The 16,843-nt window shown below is 35.1% G+C and carries 18 protein-coding genes; 9 read left to right on the forward strand and 9 right to left on the reverse strand.

Annotation, left to right across the window (positions count from 1 at the left end):
- Positions 1 to 9: 9 nt before the first annotated feature.
- Entirely contained in the window at positions 10 to 339 is a 330-nt protein-coding gene (locus B5X55_RS17715) for a MerR family transcriptional regulator (protein WP_027066328.1), read from the reverse strand.
- Entirely contained in the window at positions 339 to 1,316 is a 978-nt protein-coding gene (locus B5X55_RS17720) for a M23 family metallopeptidase (RefSeq protein WP_079514400.1), read from the reverse strand. Before B5X55_RS17720 ends, B5X55_RS17715 begins: the two co-directional genes overlap by 1 nt.
- A 104-nt stretch (positions 1,317 to 1,420) precedes the next feature.
- Here B5X55_RS17720 and alaS point away from each other — a divergent pair, with 104 nt between their 5' ends.
- From alaS to B5X55_RS17740, 4 genes are all read left to right on the forward strand, one after another.
- Positions 1,421 to 4,036, forward strand: coding sequence for an alanine--tRNA ligase (gene alaS, locus B5X55_RS17725; protein WP_079514402.1), 2,616 nt, complete (start codon positions 1,421 to 1,423; stop codon positions 4,034 to 4,036).
- A gap of 148 nt (positions 4,037 to 4,184) precedes the next feature.
- Positions 4,185 to 5,030, forward strand: a complete 846-nt coding sequence (locus tag B5X55_RS17730) for a tetratricopeptide repeat protein (RefSeq protein WP_079514404.1) — start codon at positions 4,185 to 4,187, stop codon at positions 5,028 to 5,030.
- Positions 5,027 to 5,986, forward strand: a complete 960-nt coding sequence (locus B5X55_RS17735) for a GSCFA domain-containing protein (protein ID WP_079514406.1) — start codon at positions 5,027 to 5,029, stop codon at positions 5,984 to 5,986. Before B5X55_RS17730 ends, B5X55_RS17735 begins: the two co-directional genes overlap by 4 nt.
- The gene (locus B5X55_RS17740; RefSeq protein WP_079514408.1) at positions 5,983 to 6,597 is read left to right on the forward strand and encodes a DUF4230 domain-containing protein; all 615 of its coding nucleotides are present in this window, start codon (positions 5,983 to 5,985) and stop codon (positions 6,595 to 6,597) included. The genes B5X55_RS17735 and B5X55_RS17740 overlap by 4 nt, the downstream gene beginning before the upstream one ends.
- On the opposite strand, the gene B5X55_RS17745 is transcribed toward B5X55_RS17740, so the two are convergent.
- Together B5X55_RS17745 and B5X55_RS17750 are read right to left on the reverse strand one after the other, a co-directional pair.
- Positions 6,587 to 8,359 (reverse strand): aromatic amino acid hydroxylase, encoded by a 1,773-nt coding sequence (locus B5X55_RS17745; RefSeq protein ID WP_394332858.1) that lies wholly within the window; start codon positions 8,357 to 8,359, stop codon positions 6,587 to 6,589. The genes B5X55_RS17740 and B5X55_RS17745 overlap by 11 nt on opposite strands.
- Entirely contained in the window at positions 8,356 to 8,820 is a 465-nt protein-coding gene (locus tag B5X55_RS17750; RefSeq protein ID WP_079514410.1) for a DUF3291 domain-containing protein, read from the reverse strand. The genes B5X55_RS17745 and B5X55_RS17750 overlap by 4 nt, the downstream gene beginning before the upstream one ends.
- Before the next feature lie 146 nt (positions 8,821 to 8,966).
- Between B5X55_RS17750 and B5X55_RS17755 the strand changes: the two genes are divergently transcribed.
- Positions 8,967 to 9,434, forward strand: coding sequence for an Lrp/AsnC family transcriptional regulator (locus tag B5X55_RS17755; RefSeq protein WP_079514412.1), 468 nt, complete (start codon positions 8,967 to 8,969; stop codon positions 9,432 to 9,434).
- Between the two features lie 58 nt (positions 9,435 to 9,492).
- Here the strand turns inward: B5X55_RS17755 and B5X55_RS17760 are convergent, their stop codons facing one another.
- Complete coding sequence (locus tag B5X55_RS17760) at positions 9,493 to 10,062, reverse strand: DUF4136 domain-containing protein (protein WP_079514414.1); 570 nt, start codon at positions 10,060 to 10,062, stop codon at positions 9,493 to 9,495.
- A gap of 77 nt (positions 10,063 to 10,139) precedes the next feature.
- Positions 10,140 to 10,298 (reverse strand): C1orf53 family protein, encoded by a 159-nt coding sequence (locus B5X55_RS18830; protein ID WP_159447566.1) that lies wholly within the window; start codon positions 10,296 to 10,298, stop codon positions 10,140 to 10,142.
- A 194-nt stretch (positions 10,299 to 10,492) separates the two neighbouring features.
- Here B5X55_RS18830 and B5X55_RS19095 point away from each other — a divergent pair, with 194 nt between their 5' ends.
- The 4 genes from B5X55_RS19095 to hemL are packed head-to-tail and all read left to right on the forward strand — an operon-like array spanning position 10,493 to position 13,859.
- Positions 10,493 to 10,822, forward strand: a complete 330-nt coding sequence (locus B5X55_RS19095; RefSeq protein WP_079514418.1) for a hypothetical protein — start codon at positions 10,493 to 10,495, stop codon at positions 10,820 to 10,822.
- A 12-nt stretch (positions 10,823 to 10,834) separates the two neighbouring features.
- Positions 10,835 to 11,740: a 1-aminocyclopropane-1-carboxylate deaminase/D-cysteine desulfhydrase gene (locus tag B5X55_RS17775; RefSeq protein WP_079514420.1), complete on the forward strand. Its 906-nt coding sequence runs from the start codon at positions 10,835 to 10,837 to the stop codon at positions 11,738 to 11,740.
- Positions 11,737 to 12,573, forward strand: a complete 837-nt coding sequence (locus B5X55_RS17780) for a glucosaminidase domain-containing protein (RefSeq protein ID WP_079514422.1) — start codon at positions 11,737 to 11,739, stop codon at positions 12,571 to 12,573. The genes B5X55_RS17775 and B5X55_RS17780 overlap by 4 nt, the downstream gene beginning before the upstream one ends.
- A 5-nt stretch (positions 12,574 to 12,578) precedes the next feature.
- Positions 12,579 to 13,859: a glutamate-1-semialdehyde 2,1-aminomutase gene (gene hemL, locus B5X55_RS17785; RefSeq protein ID WP_079514424.1), complete on the forward strand. Its 1,281-nt coding sequence runs from the start codon at positions 12,579 to 12,581 to the stop codon at positions 13,857 to 13,859.
- Here the strand turns inward: hemL and B5X55_RS17790 are convergent.
- The 3 genes from B5X55_RS17790 to B5X55_RS17805 form a co-directional block, all read right to left on the reverse strand.
- On the reverse strand, positions 13,856 to 14,230 hold the full coding sequence (locus B5X55_RS17790) for a DoxX-related protein (RefSeq protein WP_079514426.1): 375 nt from the start codon (positions 14,228 to 14,230) through the stop codon (positions 13,856 to 13,858). The genes hemL and B5X55_RS17790 overlap by 4 nt on opposite strands.
- Positions 14,231 to 14,278: 48 nt before the next feature.
- Positions 14,279 to 15,739 (reverse strand): vanadium-dependent haloperoxidase, encoded by a 1,461-nt coding sequence (locus B5X55_RS17795; protein ID WP_079514428.1) that lies wholly within the window; start codon positions 15,737 to 15,739, stop codon positions 14,279 to 14,281.
- Positions 15,740 to 16,327: 588 nt separating this feature from the next.
- Positions 16,328 to 16,777, reverse strand: coding sequence for a DUF4890 domain-containing protein (locus B5X55_RS17805; protein WP_079514431.1), 450 nt, complete (start codon positions 16,775 to 16,777; stop codon positions 16,328 to 16,330).
- Positions 16,778 to 16,843: the final 66 nt, after the last annotated feature.

Raw genomic sequence — 16,843 nt, forward strand, 5'->3', positions numbered from 1 at the left:
TTGGTTGTATTATAATTGGTCTTTAATTTTATTTAGTTCAGCTTTTACACGTTCTAATTTTTGAATAATATCAAAATTTGAAAGTGTTTTCTGTTTTTCTTCCTTAAGATGTGTTTTGGCACCATCAAGGGTAAATCCTCTTTCTTTTACTAAATGATAAATAAGCTGAAGATTTTTAATGTCTTGGGGTGTAAATTTTCTATTGCCCTTTGCATTTTTTTTAGGCTGAAGCACATCGAATTCTTTCTCCCAAAAACGAATTAGTGAGGCATTGACTCCAAAAGCACGAGCTACTTCGCCGATGCCATAATACCTTTTTTCTGGAAGTTCTATTTGCATTAATCCAATGATTGGTTTTCTTGATTAGCGAATTTCAACATGTTTTCAAATTCTTCTGGAGATAAACTGCCATAGTAGAAATTGATTGGGTTGATTCTGTCTGTGTCTTTCCAGACTTCATAATGTACGTGTGGTGCTTCTGAACGTCCTGTGCTACCTACAAAACCTATTAAATCACCACGTTTAACTTTTTGACCTTTCTTTACGTTGTATTGGCTCAAATGAGCATATAGGCTTAAATACCCATAACCATGTTCGATACGAATGTGTTTGCCATATCCTGAAGAATTATTGTCCGCTCGGGAAATTGTGCCATCTCCAGCAGCATAAACCGGGGTTCCTTTTGGAGCCGTAAAATCCATACCATAATGCATTTTTCTTGCTTTGGTGAAAGGGTCTGACCTCCAGCCATAACCAGAAGCCATACGAGTAAGGTCTTCGTTATTTATAGGTTGAATTGCAGGAATAGACATTAATAACTTTTCTTTTTCTTCGGCCAACTTGGTAATCTCATCTAATGATCTAGATTGTATGGCCATTTGTTTTTTAATAATATCTAACCTTTTTGTAGTAGAGACAATCATTTCTGAATTGTTGAAGCCTTCTAATGATTTGTATCGATTTATACCTCCAAATCCTGCTTTTCGTTGTTCGTCTGGTATTGGATTTGCTTCAAAATATAGTCGGTAAATATTATTGTCGCGTTCCTCAATATTACCAAGAACCTCCTCAATCTGTTCCATTTTTTTGTTCAATAGCTCATATTGAAGCTCGTAATTTTTTGCTTCACGAGCCAAAGAAAGTTCCCTGGGGGTATTAATCAGGTTGGTGTTTAAAAGAAGAATAAGAGATAAAAGTCCAAATAGGAAAGACCCTAAAACAAAGAATGCGATATTTCTATAGCGCTTTGATTTTACGGGCTCTATTTTACGGTACGACAGGGTGTCCGGGTCGTAATAGTATTTTACCTTAGACATGAATGTAATTTATCCTATTTTTGTTATTTAATTTTAACGGAACAAACAAATATAAAAATAGTTTTATATAAACCGTTAAAATTTGTAAAAGCTTAGCATTTTAGATGAATTCCAAGGATACAAGAACCCAGTTTCTAAATTTTTTCAAAGGTAAAGGACATAAAATTGTTCCTTCTGCACCAATGGTTATAAAAGATGACCCAACCCTACTTTTTACAAACGCGGGTATGAACCAATTTAAAGAATATTTTTTAGGCATTAGTCAATCTAAGAATACAAGGGTTGTTGATACGCAAAAATGTTTAAGGGTAAGTGGTAAGCACAATGATTTAGAAGAAGTAGGTAAAGATACCTACCACCATACCATGTTCGAAATGTTGGGCAACTGGAGTTTTGGTGATTACTTTAAAGAAGAAGCTATTACATGGGCTTGGGAATTATTGACAGAAGTTTTAAAAATCGATAAAGAAAGTCTTTATGTTTCCGTATTTGAAGGAAGTGAAGATGCCGATAAATTAGAAAAAGACCATGAGGCTTATGCTTTATGGAAAAAAATTGTTCCTGTAGATAGAATTATCATGGGAAACAAAAAGGATAATTTCTGGGAAATGGGGGATCAAGGTCCGTGTGGGCCATGTTCCGAAATACATGTGGATATTCGCTCGAAAGAAGAGAAGGCTAAAGTTTCTGGAGCTAGTTTAGTAAATCAAGATCATCCTCAAGTTGTAGAAATTTGGAATTTGGTATTTATGCAGTACAATCGAAAAGCTAATGGCTCTTTAGAAAGTTTACCTGCAAAACATGTTGATACAGGTATGGGCTTCGAACGTCTTTGTATGGTTTTACAAGGCGTACAATCGAATTATGACACCGATATTTTCACACCGCTGATTCGTGAAATTGAAACAATAACCAATTCTGATTACGGTAAAAATGAAGAAGTTGATATTGCTATACGTGTTATAAGCGATCATATACGTGCGGTTTCTTTTTCTATTGCAGATGGCCAATTACCTAGCAATACAGGAGCAGGTTATGTGATAAGAAGAATTCTGAGAAGAGCGGTACGTTACGGATTTACGTTTTTGAATACGAAAGAGCCGTTTATGTATCGTTTGGTGAATGTGCTTACCGATTCTTTAGGTGATGCTTATCCAGAATTGAAAGACCAAAAGCAGTTAATCGAAAACGTAATTAAAGAAGAGGAATTTTCTTTCTTAAAGACCCTTGATCAAGGGTTGGTTTTACTAGATACTATTATAACAAATACTAAAGGTAAAACTGTTGATGGTAGTAAAGCATTTGAATTATATGATACTTTCGGATTCCCCATAGATTTGACTGCATTGATTTTAAGCGAAAAAGGCTATGAATTAGATGAAGCTGGTTTTGATACCGCTATGCAGCAACAAAAGAATAGGTCTAAATCTGCATCTGTTGTTTCAAAGCAAGATTGGGAAATTTTAGTAGATGATAACGAGCAAGAATTTGTTGGTTATGATTTACTTGATGTTGAGGTGAAGATTACTAAGTATCGTAAAATAGTTTCAAAGAAAGATGGTACTCAGTTTCAGATAGTCTTTAATCTAACCCCATTTTATGCCGAAGGTGGTGGTCAAGTAGGGGATAAGGGCTATTTAGAAGATACACATGGTGATGTTGTTTATATTACCGACACGAAAAAAGAGAATAATGAAATTATTCATTTCGCTAAGAATTTACCAAAGCATTTAGGTGAGAGTTTTAAAGCCGTAGTAGATAAAAAGCAACGTAGTAGAACAGAGTCGAATCATACGGCAACACATTTGCTACATCAAGCATTGCGTGAAATTCTAGGTAAGCATGTTGAGCAAAAAGGCTCATCGGTGCACTCTAAATATTTACGTTTCGATTTCTCTCACTTTGCTAAACTCACGAGTGAAGAACTGCATGATGTTGAAAATTTTGTAAATGCACGAATTGATGGACAATTACATTTGCAGGAACAGCGAAATGTGCCAATGAAAGATGCTGTAGAAGCAGGTGCGATGGCATTGTTTGGTGAAAAATATGGTGATGCGGTTCGTACGATAAGATTTGGACAGTCTATCGAATTATGTGGTGGAACCCATGTGAAAAATACGAGCGAAATCTGGCAGTTTAAAATTAAGTCAGAAGGTGCGGTAGCGGCGGGTATTAGAAGAATCGAAGCTATAACAGGCGATGCAGTGAAAGATTTTCATGTAGATAATGATAAGCTTTTGTCTAAGATAAAAGATGTCTTAGGAAATTCTCAAGACCCAGTTAAAAGTGTGGTTGGTTTGCAAGACGAAAATAGTAATCTTAAAAAGCAAGTTGCCGAATTGTTGAAAGACAAGGCAAAGAATCTTAAAGGAGAATTGTTACAGGAGCTTCAAGTAGTGAACGGAGTGCAGTTTTTAGCCAAACATATCGATTTGGATGCAGGTGGCGTAAAAGACCTATGTTTTGAAATGGGCAATAATAAGGACAACCTTTTTCTGCTTTTTGGAACGGAACAAAATGGTAAAGCTTTTTTGTCTTGCTATGTGTCAAAAGAACTGGTTGCGTCAAAAGGGTTGAATGCCGGTACTATTGTAAGAGAATTGGGTAAATATATACAAGGTGGTGGCGGTGGTCAACCTTTCTTTGCAACGGCAGGTGGTAAGAATCCTGACGGAATAAGCGAGGCCTTAGATAAAGCCAAGGAATATTTGCAATAACACCTTATTTATTCTGATGTTTTAAATAGGCTAAAATTGTTTCAGAGTACGGTCATCTTATTAAATAAAAATTTAAGACTATCTTCAAAATGTAGATAGAAACACTTCATTTTTTTAATTTGAAGGAGTTAAATAACTTGATAGTTTTATGAAAAAGTATTTAATTATTTTACTGAGTGTTGTCTCGTGCAATTTGGCAACCAAAGAAAAAAACAGTACAGATGGTTCCGAAGCTATAGCACTTACCTCTGTCGATTCAATGCGGATTAAAGGTTTTATTCAAAAAGCTTTTAGCACGCCTTTACATTCTTTAGAACATCAACAATTTTTAGACTCAGCTCTTGCCATTCAGCCAAATAACGGTTGGCTTTGGCAGCAAAAGGCTATGCCTTTATATAAGGCAAGAAAGTATCAGTTGGGTAAGCCATTTTTAGAGAAAGCTGTTGAGCATGATCCTAAAAAATGGTTGGATTATAGCGGATTTATGCGATGCATATTTTCTAAGGATTACATAAAATCTATATCCGAATTTATGAGAGCCAAAAAAGAGTATGGCGATGGTTATGTAATGGACCACACTTATAATTTTTACATCGGCTTAGATTACCTTCAATTAAATCAATTTTCTAAGGCTAGAGAGTTCTTACTTTTAAGTAAAGAGCAACAATTTAAAGACTTTCCTAAAGACCTGCCACAAGAGGCATGTCATTATCTAGATTGGTATTATTTGGGTATTGCAGATTTTGAACTTGGTAATTATCAAGAGGCTATTGAATCTTTTAATATGTCTTTAATGGTTTATGAGAATTTTGCTGATGCGCTTTACTTTAAAGGTAGGAGTATGACTAAATTAGGTGATGTGGAAGAAGGTGTGAAATGGGAGAAAATGGCATTTGAAAATGGAGATAACACGATTAATGAGGATAACGTTATTTATGAAATTTATCCATATCAAGTTTTTCACAAGCTAAACGAAAGTGTGCGACCAAAATGAATCTTTTAACCCAAATTCCACTTTCAAAAGCAAAATCTACAATTGATTATTCAAGTCAATTATTTTTATTGGGTTCATGTTTTTCACAAAATATAGGAGAAAAACTTAAGCACTATAAGTTTCAGGAGTTACAGAATCCGTTTGGGATTTTATTTCATCCATTGGCAATTGAAAAACTGATTCAAAGGGCGGTTCAACAAGATGTTTATGTTGAAAATGATGTGTTCAATATAAATGAACAATGGCATTGTTTTGATGCGCATTCAGAGTTAAGTAATCCGTTCAAAGAAAAATTAATTTCAGATTTAAATTTCGCGGTTGAACGTACATTGGTTCAATTGAAAAAGGCAAGTCACGTCATCATCACTTTTGGTACTGCTTGGGTATATCGAAATACTTCTAGCAAGCAAGTAGTTGCAAATTGTCATAAAGTACCTCACTCAAATTTCACGAAAGAATTACTGGGTGTTGAAGATGTAAAAGAGAGTTTAAAGCGAACTATCGAGTTGGTTCATTCAGTAAATCCGGAAGTTCAATTTATTTTCACGGTATCTCCGGTACGGCATTTAAAAGATGGGTTTGTACAGAATCAATTGAGCAAGGCGCATTTAATTTCTGCTATTCATCAACTAATTGATACCGATAAGATTTCATATTTTCCAAGTTATGAGATTATGATGGATGAGTTGCGTGATTATCGTTTTTATGTAAAAGACATGGTGCACCCTAATGAAATGGCTGTTGATTATATTTGGGAAAAATTCTGTGAGGTTTGGATTGATGATAGCGTTAGTGATACAATGACTAAGGTTGATGAGATACAGCGAGGGTTGAGACATCGGGCTTTTAATCCGAACGGTATGGCTCATCAAAATTTTTTAACATCGCTACGGGGTAAAATTGCATATATAAAACAAACCTATCCATTTATGGATTTCAAACTTCCTGAAGCATGAAAAAATTTATAGCTGGCGTCGTAATTACTTTGGCAATAGTTTTTATTATTCGTTCCTGTAATGACAGTAAGAAAGATAAGTCGATTTTGCAGGAGAACTCCATGCTTATTCAACAAGAAATCACAAACGTTTCTAAATTGATAGTTACTGAAGGCCATTTTGCTGAGGTGTATAATTATAAAGATTCTAAAGAGCTTTTTGGTCAGTTATTGCGTGCCGAGAAAAAAGCGCTAGTGGTAGTAAATGCAGATGTAACGGTTGCTTACGATTTAAGTCAAATAGATTTTGAAATTGATATGGCAACTAAAACGGTTAAAATAAATAGTATACCAGAAGCAGAAATTAAGTTGAATCCAGATTTTGAATATTATGACGTTACCGCAGACTATTTGAACCAATTCGATGCTGCCGATTATAATAAAATTAAAAAAACGGTAAACACTTCATTGATGAAAAAGGTGGAAGCCTCATCTTTAAGAACCAATGCTGAAAACAGATTGATAAGTGAATTGCAGAAGTTCTATATTCTTACAAATTCTATGGGTTGGCGTTTAACCTACCAAGAACAAATGATTGAATCTTTAGAAGGTTTGCAGGTCATTAAGCCGTAGTTTCAATCTCTGTTGAAGCCAATTCCAAGCCATCATCTATCAATTGGCCTAAGTTTGGCTGATTTTGCTTAATGGTTTCAAGATGAATTTTTATACTGTCGGTCAATGCCTTATCTGCACTTTTTACCGCCAATTCATATATTTCTATGGGCAATAACCAATCTAACGGATATTTCTGCTGTATTTCTTGAAACACCTTGGTTCTTGAAATAATGGTATTCTTTCCTTCTCTAAAATCACGTATTAATTTATAATACGATTCAAGTTCATTTAGGTTGGTAATGTCATAATTTATAGACACCTTACTTAGCGTATGGTCTAGTAAATCAAAGCTTTTTAAATCTGCTGGCCCATGGTATGCAGAAACTATTTCTTCGCCAATGGCCATATTATATAATTCGTTGTTCGATTCGAAAATAATTTTATTGTTATGGGTGACTTTGCAATTTTCGAAGGTGATTAAAATAATCCGTCCTTGCAGATTACGTGTACCCGTGACTATTTTACCTGTAACATTAATGCCTCCTGTAAAATCTAACGATACGACTTCACCTTCATAAATTTTGTAGGCCTTAAGGTCGCGCGGACTCATGTCTTCAATAGGTATGTTTATACCTTTTAATCTACCGATTGGTGACCCAAACCCAGTTTCATGTTGGTTAATATCTTGGCCTACTAATTCTTTCTCTCTATAGGCAAGGGCTGATTTTCCTTTGGTTTGAAAATAGATTGGTTTACCGTCATGCTCAATTAACGTTTCAAAATTTCCAGATACTTGCAAGCCCGTACTTAGCTCAATTGTTCCTAGTTCTTTAGAGGTAATCAATTTTTGTAAACCACTAAGACCACCCCTACGTAGCGCCATCGTGTTGGTGAAATCTTCTAAAACCTGACTTAAAAATGCAAAATCTGGAGTTACAAAGAGTTGAGGTTGAGGTTTTGTAATATCGAACGAAGTTCTTGCGGCTTCTAGCGAATAGGGTAGCTTTTTAACCTCGTCGGTCATACACCATTGACTTTCGCCAATAGAAGACAAAAGTCCTGCTCCATATATTTTCGGATCTTTTACAGTGCCGATGAGTCCGTATTCAACGGTCCACCAATGAAGATTTCGAATAAGGGCCATCTCGCTTGGTTCCCCCATATTTTCTTGTAAAAATTCAATGTGTTTTTCAGCTTTTTCAATTTCCTCTAACGCTGTTCCCCTAGCTTCTTTAATTATAGAGAGATGGCGTACCGCCTCATACAATTCAAAATCTTTTGCGCTTGATATCGCCTTGCAGCCGATTTCTCCAAATCGTCTTAAGTAAGCTGAATATTCTGGATTTCCTATAATTGGAGCATGACCTGCTCCTTCATGAATAATATCAGGAGCTGGGGTGTACGCTATGTTTTCTAGCTGACGAATATCAGAAGCGATGACCAAAACATTATATGCCTGAAATTCCATAAATGCAGCTGGCGGAATAAACCCATCAACGGCTACCGCCGCCCAACCTAAATCTTTTAGAATACGGTTCATGCCGTACATGTTAGGGATGTTGTCAATAGAAATACCAGTTTTTCTTAATCCTTCTAAATATGATTTATGGGCTACCTTACTTAGGTAGGCAACATTTTTTCGCATCACATAACGCCATACTGCTTGGTTAATGGGCGTATAAGTCTCATAGTTTTGAGGCTTTATGTATTGTATAAGATGTTTTGGGAGTTTATCTAAAATAGGATTACTCTCATAGCCTTTACCGTTCATCTGCTTCATTTTTTTATACTGTTACCTTGTGTATCGAACATTTTTTTGATTGAAAATACACTCGGCGTATCACCGTGTTTTTCGTGGTGGAGTAGTTTTTTCTTAACCATTTCTAAGGTAGGGGTTTCTTCGACCGGAATCCACCACATAATGAATTGAGAGGGTCCACCTATATCAAACCATTTTTTCTTATTTCGTAGAAAGTAACTATGCACTGAACTATAAACAAAATTAGAGAGAGAATCGTAATCTTCCCAAACACTAACATTGATTGCCATTAATTCATCTTTAAATGGAGACTCTATATATGACGCCGACTTGCCATCGGTATCAGTTAGTCTCCATATAAAACCTTCGCTCTCTTCGGCTAATTTATTTACCGGCTCTAAAAAATCTGTAAACTCTTTCATTAGAGGGTTGTCTAAAGATGCTTTAAAACGGGCAATATTGGCTTGTGCTAGGTAGTACATTCATATTGAATTTCTATTAAATTTAATAAAACAGGATTTAATATTTGTTAATAATATATAAATTGGTAAAAATAACTAAATTTATGTTATTTTAAAGGAATAAGTTGTTTTTAAAGGTGCGATTTATAACGTAAACAGGAAAAAGTATGATAGATAAGCTTGATAATATTGATAGGGAAATTTTAAAAATTTTGCAGAAGGATGCTAAAACGGTTGCAAAATCAATTGCTCAAGAACTAGGGTTGACAAAAACCCCGGTTTATGAGCGTATAAAACGTTTAGAGCAAGATGGGTTCATTAAGAACTATGTTGCCATCTTGGATAAAGATAAAATTGAGGAAAGTATTACTGTTTTTAGTTTTGTTTCATTGGAAACACAGAAAGGAGCAATGATGGATGAATTTTTTGAAGATGTTAAAAGTTATCCTGAAGTCGTTGAATGTTTTGTGGTGGGTGGTGAATTTGATTTTCTTTTGAAAGTAGTGGTCAAAAATTTAGATGCATATTACGATTTCGCAAAGTTTAAGATAGCTTCATTACCTAGTATAGGTAGTGTAAAAAGTGCTTTCGTTTTAAACGAGGTAAAGAATGATACTAATTTTCCTTTGTTATAAAAAAGCGGAAGTTAATAATAGCCCTATTAACTTCCGCTTCTATTAAAATAAGTGTGTATTATTTTAAAGCAACTGTATTTGGAGGATATTGCTCTAATATTTGGGAAACAAATTCCTTAATACGTGCTTCTTTCTTAGCTACGTTACTTGTGCTTTGAAGAGTTCCTTCGCCTTTACCTTGCCAAACCAGTTCGTTTGTCTTGTTATCTATTAGGTCTATATATAAAGAGCCTTGGGTGCTTGCGCTAACTGTGCTTCCGCCCCAGCCAAAACCAGGTCCCCATGCCCAAGGGTTATAACCCCATCCCCAAGCGCCTCCCCAACCATAATTGTTGGTGTAAACATCTACTCTTTCTTGTTCTTTGGTAAAAATGCTGATCAATAAATCGGGGTTCTCTGATTTTACAAAACCTCGTGAGCTCATTTCGGTTTCAATCGCTCTAAGAATACGTTTTTTATCTAAATCTGATATTTGTGCTTTGTCGATTCCTGTTTTGTAAAAAGCGTACGAGTTATATCCATTAAAATCTGCTTTCTGGTCATAATCTGATAAAACTCTTACCGATGAGCATGAGGTAATAAATACTAAAAGCAGTAATGGAAGACCAAAGAATTTAATTTTTTTCATAACGTTATGGTTTTTTAAGTACTAAATTTTCTATTTAGAATTATCACAATAATCATGCCGAATGAGAGAGGGTACGGCTACTGTGTATTGGTTTTTGGGTCATAACCAAAGGGGCAATGCCTACAGCCACTTTCACAGCAATAACCACGTTTGTAGTGGTATTGCGCTGTAAAAACCCGAAAGCCATTTTCAGACCAATAAAAATCACCTTCCTCAATCGGAATAATCTCTTTCATCTACAGTTGCATTTTAATGATATAAAGTTACTTTATTCTGTTGATAACCTAAACTACATTCCTTTGGTATTAGGCATAATAGAGGTTGAGCAGCCTAATAACCTTTTATCGGCATTGTTGGCAACAAAATCTAGTAATTTTCTTACAAACACTATTTGGCTTTATCTTTGTAATAGAATACCTAAAGTAAATTTATGATTTTAGTTTTTAGACATTTCTTCTATAAAAATTATGTGGGGTTATCACTATGGCCTTTTATATTTTTAAAAAATAGAAGTTTAAAAAATGATGGGGTTCTAATTAATCATGAAAAAATTCATTTACGACAGCAACAAGAATTATTAATTATTCCATTTTATATTCTCTATTTGTTAGAATGGACCGTGCGTACTATTTTGTATTTAGACTCTTATAAGGCCTATCAAAATCTTAGTTTTGAACGAGAGGCTTATTTACATGAAAAAAACTTAGACTATTTGTCAAGCAGAAAATCCTTTAGCTTTATTAAATATCTTTGTCGTTAAATTACGACGCATTTGCAAATAGAAAATCAACTTTTACAATTACCCTTATTTGTAGAAAAGCAAGTGACACTTGCCATTAAACGGGAAGACTTATTACATCCATTTATTTCAGGTAATAAGTATCGCAAATTGAAATACAATTTGTTAGAGGCAAACAAAATGGGGTGTCATACCATTTTGACTTTTGGTGGCGCTTTTTCAAATCACATTGCAGCAACTGCCTGCGCAGCTAAGGAAAAAGGTTTTAATTCAATAGGAATCATTCGCGGTGAAGAGCTAAGAGAATCATGGCGTGAAAATACGACTTTGCTCAAAGCCCATGAGGATGGAATGATTTTTAAATTCGTAAGTAGAGGTGATTATAGAAAAAAAGAAGAAACGAGCTTTTTAGCTGATTTAAAGATAGAATTTGGTGATTTTTATCTTGTGCCTGAAGGCGGAACAAATGAACTGGCTGTAAAGGGTTGCCAAGAGATATTAGTAAGTGGAGACGAAAAATTCGATTTTATTTGCACTAGTGTGGGTACTGGTGGTACAGTAGCAGGGTTAATAAATTCATCTTTTCCACATCAAAAAGTACTGGGATTTTCATCTTTAAAAGGTGATTTTTTAATTGAGCATATTGAGAAAATAACTAATAATAGCCGCTGGGAGTTAGTTTCAGGATACCATTTTGGAGGCTATGCTAAAATTTCGCAAGAGCTTATTCACTTCATAAACGATTTTAAAGAACAAAACCATATACCACTAGATCCTATTTATACAGGAAAAATGATGTTTGGGTTGTTCGATATGGTATTGCGCAATACTTTTGCAAAAGGGACTAAGATTTTGGCAATACATACGGGTGGTCTGCAAGGTATTGCTGGCATGAATAGTGTACTGAAAAAGAAAAATTTATCTTTGTTAGATATATGAAGAAGAAAATATTATTGCTGTTAATTATAGGAATCAGTTTTACTTCCTGTAAATCTAAAAAAGCATACTCTGACCAGTTACGTACAAAAAATGTACTCAATGAGCGAAAGAAATCAGGTGATGTTAAGTCTGGTAACGAGGGCGAAGTTGTGTTACCGGTAGAGCCATCTAAATTTATTCCGTTTAGAATAGAATCTCCTTCCGAATATATAGAAACTTTTGCCGAAACCGCACAGGTAGAGATGTTGGGTTATGGTATACCGGCAAGTATTACATTAGCTCAAGGTCTTTTAGAGAGTGGGTATGGTAAGGGTGAGCTTGCCATGAAAACAAATAATCATTTTGGTATAAAGTGCCATAAAGGTTGGGAGGGTGATTATGACTTTCATGATGATGATGAAAAGGGCGAATGTTTTAGAAAATATAATCACCCAATGTATTCTTTTCGAGACCATAGTATATTCTTGACTACCAGGTCTAGATATGCCTTTCTATTCAATTTAAAGCACACCGATTATAAAGGATGGGCCAAAGGGCTGCGAAAAGCAGGATACGCTACCGATCCAAAATATCCACAAAAACTTATTTATTTAATAGAGAAACATGGTCTGCATAAGTATGACAAGCAAATTAAAAATGCTGGCTATGACAACACAACAATTGTTGCGACCGAATCTGATAAAATGCATACTGTTGAAAAGGGAGATACGTTATATTCATTATCTAGAAAATATTATATGAGTGTTGATGAAATTATGCAAATGAATAATTTAAGAAGCTCCGATTTATCAATAGGACAGCGAGTTAAGGTGAAACTCAGCAAAATCAATTAAGAGAAATGATCTATCAAAGAAGTAGCGCCTTATTTGCAGAGGCTAAAAAATATATACCAGGAGGAGTAAATTCTCCAGTAAGAGCTTTTAAAGCTGTAGGCGGAGATCCCATTTTTGTAAAGAAGGCAAAAGGAGCATATTTATATGATGAGGACGGTAATAAACTAATTGACTACATTGCTTCATGGGGTCCGTTAATTCTAGGTCATGCACACGAACCAGTTATAAATGCGGTTATCGAAAAGGCAAAAAATGGAACTTCATTTGGCATGCCGACCGAGATTGAAACAGAACTGGCTAAATTGGCTATTTCTATGGTGCCTAATATGGATAAAATTAGATTCGTCAATAGTGGTACCGAGGCTTGTATGAGTGCGGTTCGCTTAGCTAGAGGGTATACAGGTAAGGATAAGATTATAAAATTTGCAGGATGCTACCATGGCCATTCAGATTCGTTTTTAATTCAAGCTGGTAGTGGTGCGGTTACTTTTGGTAGTCCTAATAGCCCTGGGGTAACACAAGGTACTGCTAAGGATACTTTATTGGCGGCTTACAACGATTTAGACGGCGTAAAAGAACTAGTTAAAGCGAATAAAGGAGAATTAGCGGCCATCATTATTGAACCCATTGCTGGGAATATGGGGTGCATTGTGCCAACGGATTCTTTTATGAAGGGCTTGCGCGAAATTTGTACCCAAGAAAATATTCTGTTGATTTTTGATGAGGTGATGACAGGCTTTCGTTTAGCGAGAGGTGGCGCACAAGAGGTTTTGAATATAAAAGCAGATATCGTAACCTACGGGAAGGTAATCGGTGGAGGATTACCAGTAGGTGCCTTTGCGGCCAAATCGGAAATTATGGATTACTTAGCACCCGATGGTCCTGTTTATCAAGCGGGAACATTAAGTGGAAATCCATTGGCAATGAGTGCAGGTTTGGCAATGTTGACCGAACTGAACAATAAGCCAGCCGTATTTCAAAGTTTAGCTGACAAAACAGAATACTTACATAAGGGTATTGCTAAAGTTTTAACGGCAAAAGGTATAGACCACCAAATTAATCGATTTGGCAGTATGATTTCAGTACATTTTACTGATGAGCCAGTAGTTGATTTTGCTTCTTCTGCTAAGGGTGATAATGAGACTTTTAAAGCCTATTTTCATGGTATGTTAGAGAAAGGTATTTACTTGCCGCCAAGTGCATTTGAAAGCTATTTTTTAAATGATGCCTTAACTTATGCTGATTTAGACGATACGATTAAAGCTTTAGAGGGGATACAACTTTAAGATTTTGTTCGATACGTTTTATATATCCACCAACCTGCTGCCATAAATAAAAATTGAACAGCAATACGGATAATCGCTGCAACTTTAGACCCTATTGCTGGTGCATCTTTAGTTAAGTCCCATATATGAATTGGTAAGAAAGCTATCATCAGTAGAAAAAAACCAAGACCTCCCCATTTTCTGTATTTTGGAACTAAAAGAGCTATTCCTATAGCCGCTTCAGCAATAGCCGATAAAATGTGGGCAAGAGTTTCAGGAAAAAATTCAGGAATAAATTCTTTGTAAGTTTCTGGAGCGTAAAGATGATTAAAAGCCCCTGCGAGCATTACAAAAGCTAGAATAAAAATTACTATAATTTGAAATATTTTCATGTTGGTTGATTGATTGTTTTCATTCTAAGATAGCATTTAAAAAATAATCTATTCTCCAATGTGTTTTTTATAAAAACTCCAAGCCTCCTTAGCTACATTTCTACCCAATTCTAAGCCAGCAATATTATCAGATTGAATATGGTAGCCGCCTAATACCCGTGATGTGCCGGCCATTTCTGCTGCCTCTGTAAATGTTGGGAATATTAAAGTTATTGTATCTCCCAGGTTATCAGGTTCTGTCATGGCACCGGCAACCAATTCTGCTGTTGAGCCAAATTCGTCACTTCCTGTCCATAGTTTTAATGCTTCTCCACAGCCACCACTAATAGTACTATGCCCTGATACATAACTTGGAAAAGGTGGGCACAAAAATATTTCTGGAGAGTAAGGTCGCCATTCACTTCCGTCAATCTCCATCATTCCTTTTCCTTCGCCGCCCCAAGCTTTTATTTTTTGATTACTGTAATATTCGTGTACCAAGGCATAGGGTCTTGCATAATCGTAGAACATTTTTGAATCCCATGAAGCAATAAAAGAATCCATAGCAACTATTTGATTATAGAAATACATTTTCACGTCTTGATCTAGGGTATGATTATCTCTACGGGAAACATCTTGGGCAAATTTTAACCAATGTCCTGCTTGTTGAACAGACTGTGGTCCGTCTCGCATAAATTCAACTAAGGCTTTCTGATAATCGGTAAGGTTGGCTTGCATTTCTATAACCTCTTTTACCTCCAATTCTAATTGTTTAGAACCTATCATTGGCGGTGGTCCTGGGCGAAATTGGTCTCCCGATTTTAGTGTAATAGGGATAACCTTGTCCCAATATGGAGTTAAACAACTTGGAGCAAAACGACCACCATTACCATCTGAGAAATATTTTGGTTGCCAGCGATTTGGGTTGATGTTAGAATCTGCAGAATTAATAGGTTCGTATCCTACATAATTGAAATATGGCTCTCCGTTTGAACCTTCTTCTTCACCATAATGATTAGAGCCATCACCTTTTCTTGCTTCTATTGTTGCCTTTGCCGCCAAATTTCCAATACCTTCAGGAGTGTTTGGGTCTAAAGTTTCATTTGTTGGGTCTAAACCTAATTGCTTCATAAAGTTTGCAAACAGTTCTTTGTCAGAAAAATAATATTCATTCATTGTTCTGAAAGCTGCATAACTTATGGCAATCTCCTTATTTTTTAAATTTTGCTCATTTAATTCTTGTCGCTCAACTCCATTTAAATAAACAGGTATTGCTTTTGAATCATATCTAGACCAAGCATCAAATACTGAAACGAAAATAAGAGCAAGATACCTAGAAGTAATTGTAGGTCTTGGTTTGAATTTTTCTGTGTCATTTGCTGTAGCCTTCAGGGCTATTTGTCCCCATTTGTAAACAATATTGTCAATGCCTTTTGGTTCGGCGACTTGTATTTTTTGATGTTCTGTTGGTGCTTGTTTAAAACTGAGTAGTAATAACGATGCTAGAAATAGGAGTATTAGATTTTTCATTTATGAGTTTTATTCCATTTCGATCATACTAGAATATAGTTTTGATAGATAATCTTAAGGATTGGCTTTTTTGCCTTTAAATATAATAATTATTAAGATTTTAGATCAGAGGTAATTTGATTTTTACATCAAAAATGTAGGATAACATTCTAATAATTATAAAAACTCAAAAAAATAAGCCTCTTGTAGAGGGCTTATTTTGGTTTTTTGAAATTATTGCTATCTATTTTAAATTATATTGAATACCCAATTGAAAGGTGTTTGAGAAAAACTGGTCTATGGTGTAATAGGTATAATTTAAATTGATTGTAGTGAAATCTTTTACTCGGTAAGAGGCCTGTTCATAACGTTGAAAGGTAGTTGCATTTTGCTTAGCGAAATTTAATCTTAACTCAAAATTTGAACCCACTAAGGTCCTTATTAGAGAATGCAACCTAAAATATATTGGTCAAGTATACAATGTCATTAATGAAAGAATCAATTCATTGAAATTAACAGCTATAGACGATTAATGGAAAATAAGAAAGGTGCGATTAAATGCAAAAAAGACCTGCAGAAAGCAAGTCTTTTTTTAACTAATTAATTAATCTATTTTTTTTCAGTGCCTTTTCTACCGCCTTCTCTTTTTTTATGTTCGTGCATATTCTTTCTATGGCTCATTTTTTCATATTTCTGAAATTGCTCAGGGGTAAGAATAGATTTCATTTCTTTCTTACGTGCAATTTGATGATCTAATCTTTCATTTTGCCTAGCATATTTTTCATCAGCAGACATTACTTTTTCACCTTCATCCTTACTTGCTTTATATGCTTCCATTTTTGACTTTCGAGTCTTTGCATCTTCTGTAAGTATAGATTTTATTTTTGATTGTTGAGATTCATTTAAATCTAAGGCTAAGGTCATTTTTTTGGTTTGTAGAGTTGCCATCTGTTCTGGAGTTAAATTCTTCATGTCGCCTCTTTTTCCTTTCATGTTATGATCTTGTGCCGATACCGATATTGCTGCCATTACTAAAATGGCCATTATTAATTTTTTCATATTTATTGTTTTATGTATTTATTACTTGGATATGAATTTTTTAGATAGGTTTAAGGCCGATATCTA

The organism is Maribacter arcticus (genome assembly GCF_900167935.1).
Taxonomy (GTDB): Bacteria; Bacteroidota; Bacteroidia; order Flavobacteriales; family Flavobacteriaceae; genus Maribacter; species Maribacter arcticus.

Bases quoted from the DNA above. Each gene is read 5' to 3' on its own strand.
- B5X55_RS17735 (WP_079514406.1), top strand. From the start codon at position 5,027: ATGAATCTTTTAACCCAAATTCCACTTTCAAAAGCAAAATCTACAATT.
- B5X55_RS17795 (WP_079514428.1), bottom strand. From the start codon at position 15,739: ATGAAAAATCTAATACTCCTATTTCTAGCATCGTTATTACTACTCAGT.
- B5X55_RS17760 (WP_079514414.1), bottom strand. From the start codon at position 10,062: ATGAAAAAAATTAAATTCTTTGGTCTTCCATTACTGCTTTTAGTATTT.
- B5X55_RS17755 (WP_079514412.1), top strand. From the start codon at position 8,967: ATGATAGATAAGCTTGATAATATTGATAGGGAAATTTTAAAAATTTTG.
- B5X55_RS17805 (WP_079514431.1), bottom strand. From the start codon at position 16,777: ATGAAAAAATTAATAATGGCCATTTTAGTAATGGCAGCAATATCGGTA.
- B5X55_RS17780 (WP_079514422.1), top strand. From the start codon at position 11,737: ATGAAGAAGAAAATATTATTGCTGTTAATTATAGGAATCAGTTTTACT.
- B5X55_RS18830 (WP_159447566.1), bottom strand. From the start codon at position 10,298: ATGAAAGAGATTATTCCGATTGAGGAAGGTGATTTTTATTGGTCTGAA.
- B5X55_RS17715 (WP_027066328.1), bottom strand. From the start codon at position 339: ATGCAAATAGAACTTCCAGAAAAAAGGTATTATGGCATCGGCGAAGTA.
- B5X55_RS17750 (WP_079514410.1), bottom strand. From the start codon at position 8,820: ATGTACTACCTAGCACAAGCCAATATTGCCCGTTTTAAAGCATCTTTA.
- B5X55_RS17720 (WP_079514400.1), bottom strand. From the start codon at position 1,316: ATGTCTAAGGTAAAATACTATTACGACCCGGACACCCTGTCGTACCGT.
- B5X55_RS17740 (WP_079514408.1), top strand. From the start codon at position 5,983: ATGAAAAAATTTATAGCTGGCGTCGTAATTACTTTGGCAATAGTTTTT.
- B5X55_RS17745 (WP_394332858.1), bottom strand. From the start codon at position 8,359: ATGAAGCAGATGAACGGTAAAGGCTATGAGAGTAATCCTATTTTAGAT.
- B5X55_RS17730 (WP_079514404.1), top strand. From the start codon at position 4,185: ATGAAAAAGTATTTAATTATTTTACTGAGTGTTGTCTCGTGCAATTTG.
- hemL (WP_079514424.1), top strand. From the start codon at position 12,579: ATGATCTATCAAAGAAGTAGCGCCTTATTTGCAGAGGCTAAAAAATAT.
- B5X55_RS17790 (WP_079514426.1), bottom strand. From the start codon at position 14,230: ATGAAAATATTTCAAATTATAGTAATTTTTATTCTAGCTTTTGTAATG.
- B5X55_RS19095 (WP_079514418.1), top strand. From the start codon at position 10,493: ATGATTTTAGTTTTTAGACATTTCTTCTATAAAAATTATGTGGGGTTA.
- alaS (WP_079514402.1), top strand. From the start codon at position 1,421: ATGAATTCCAAGGATACAAGAACCCAGTTTCTAAATTTTTTCAAAGGT.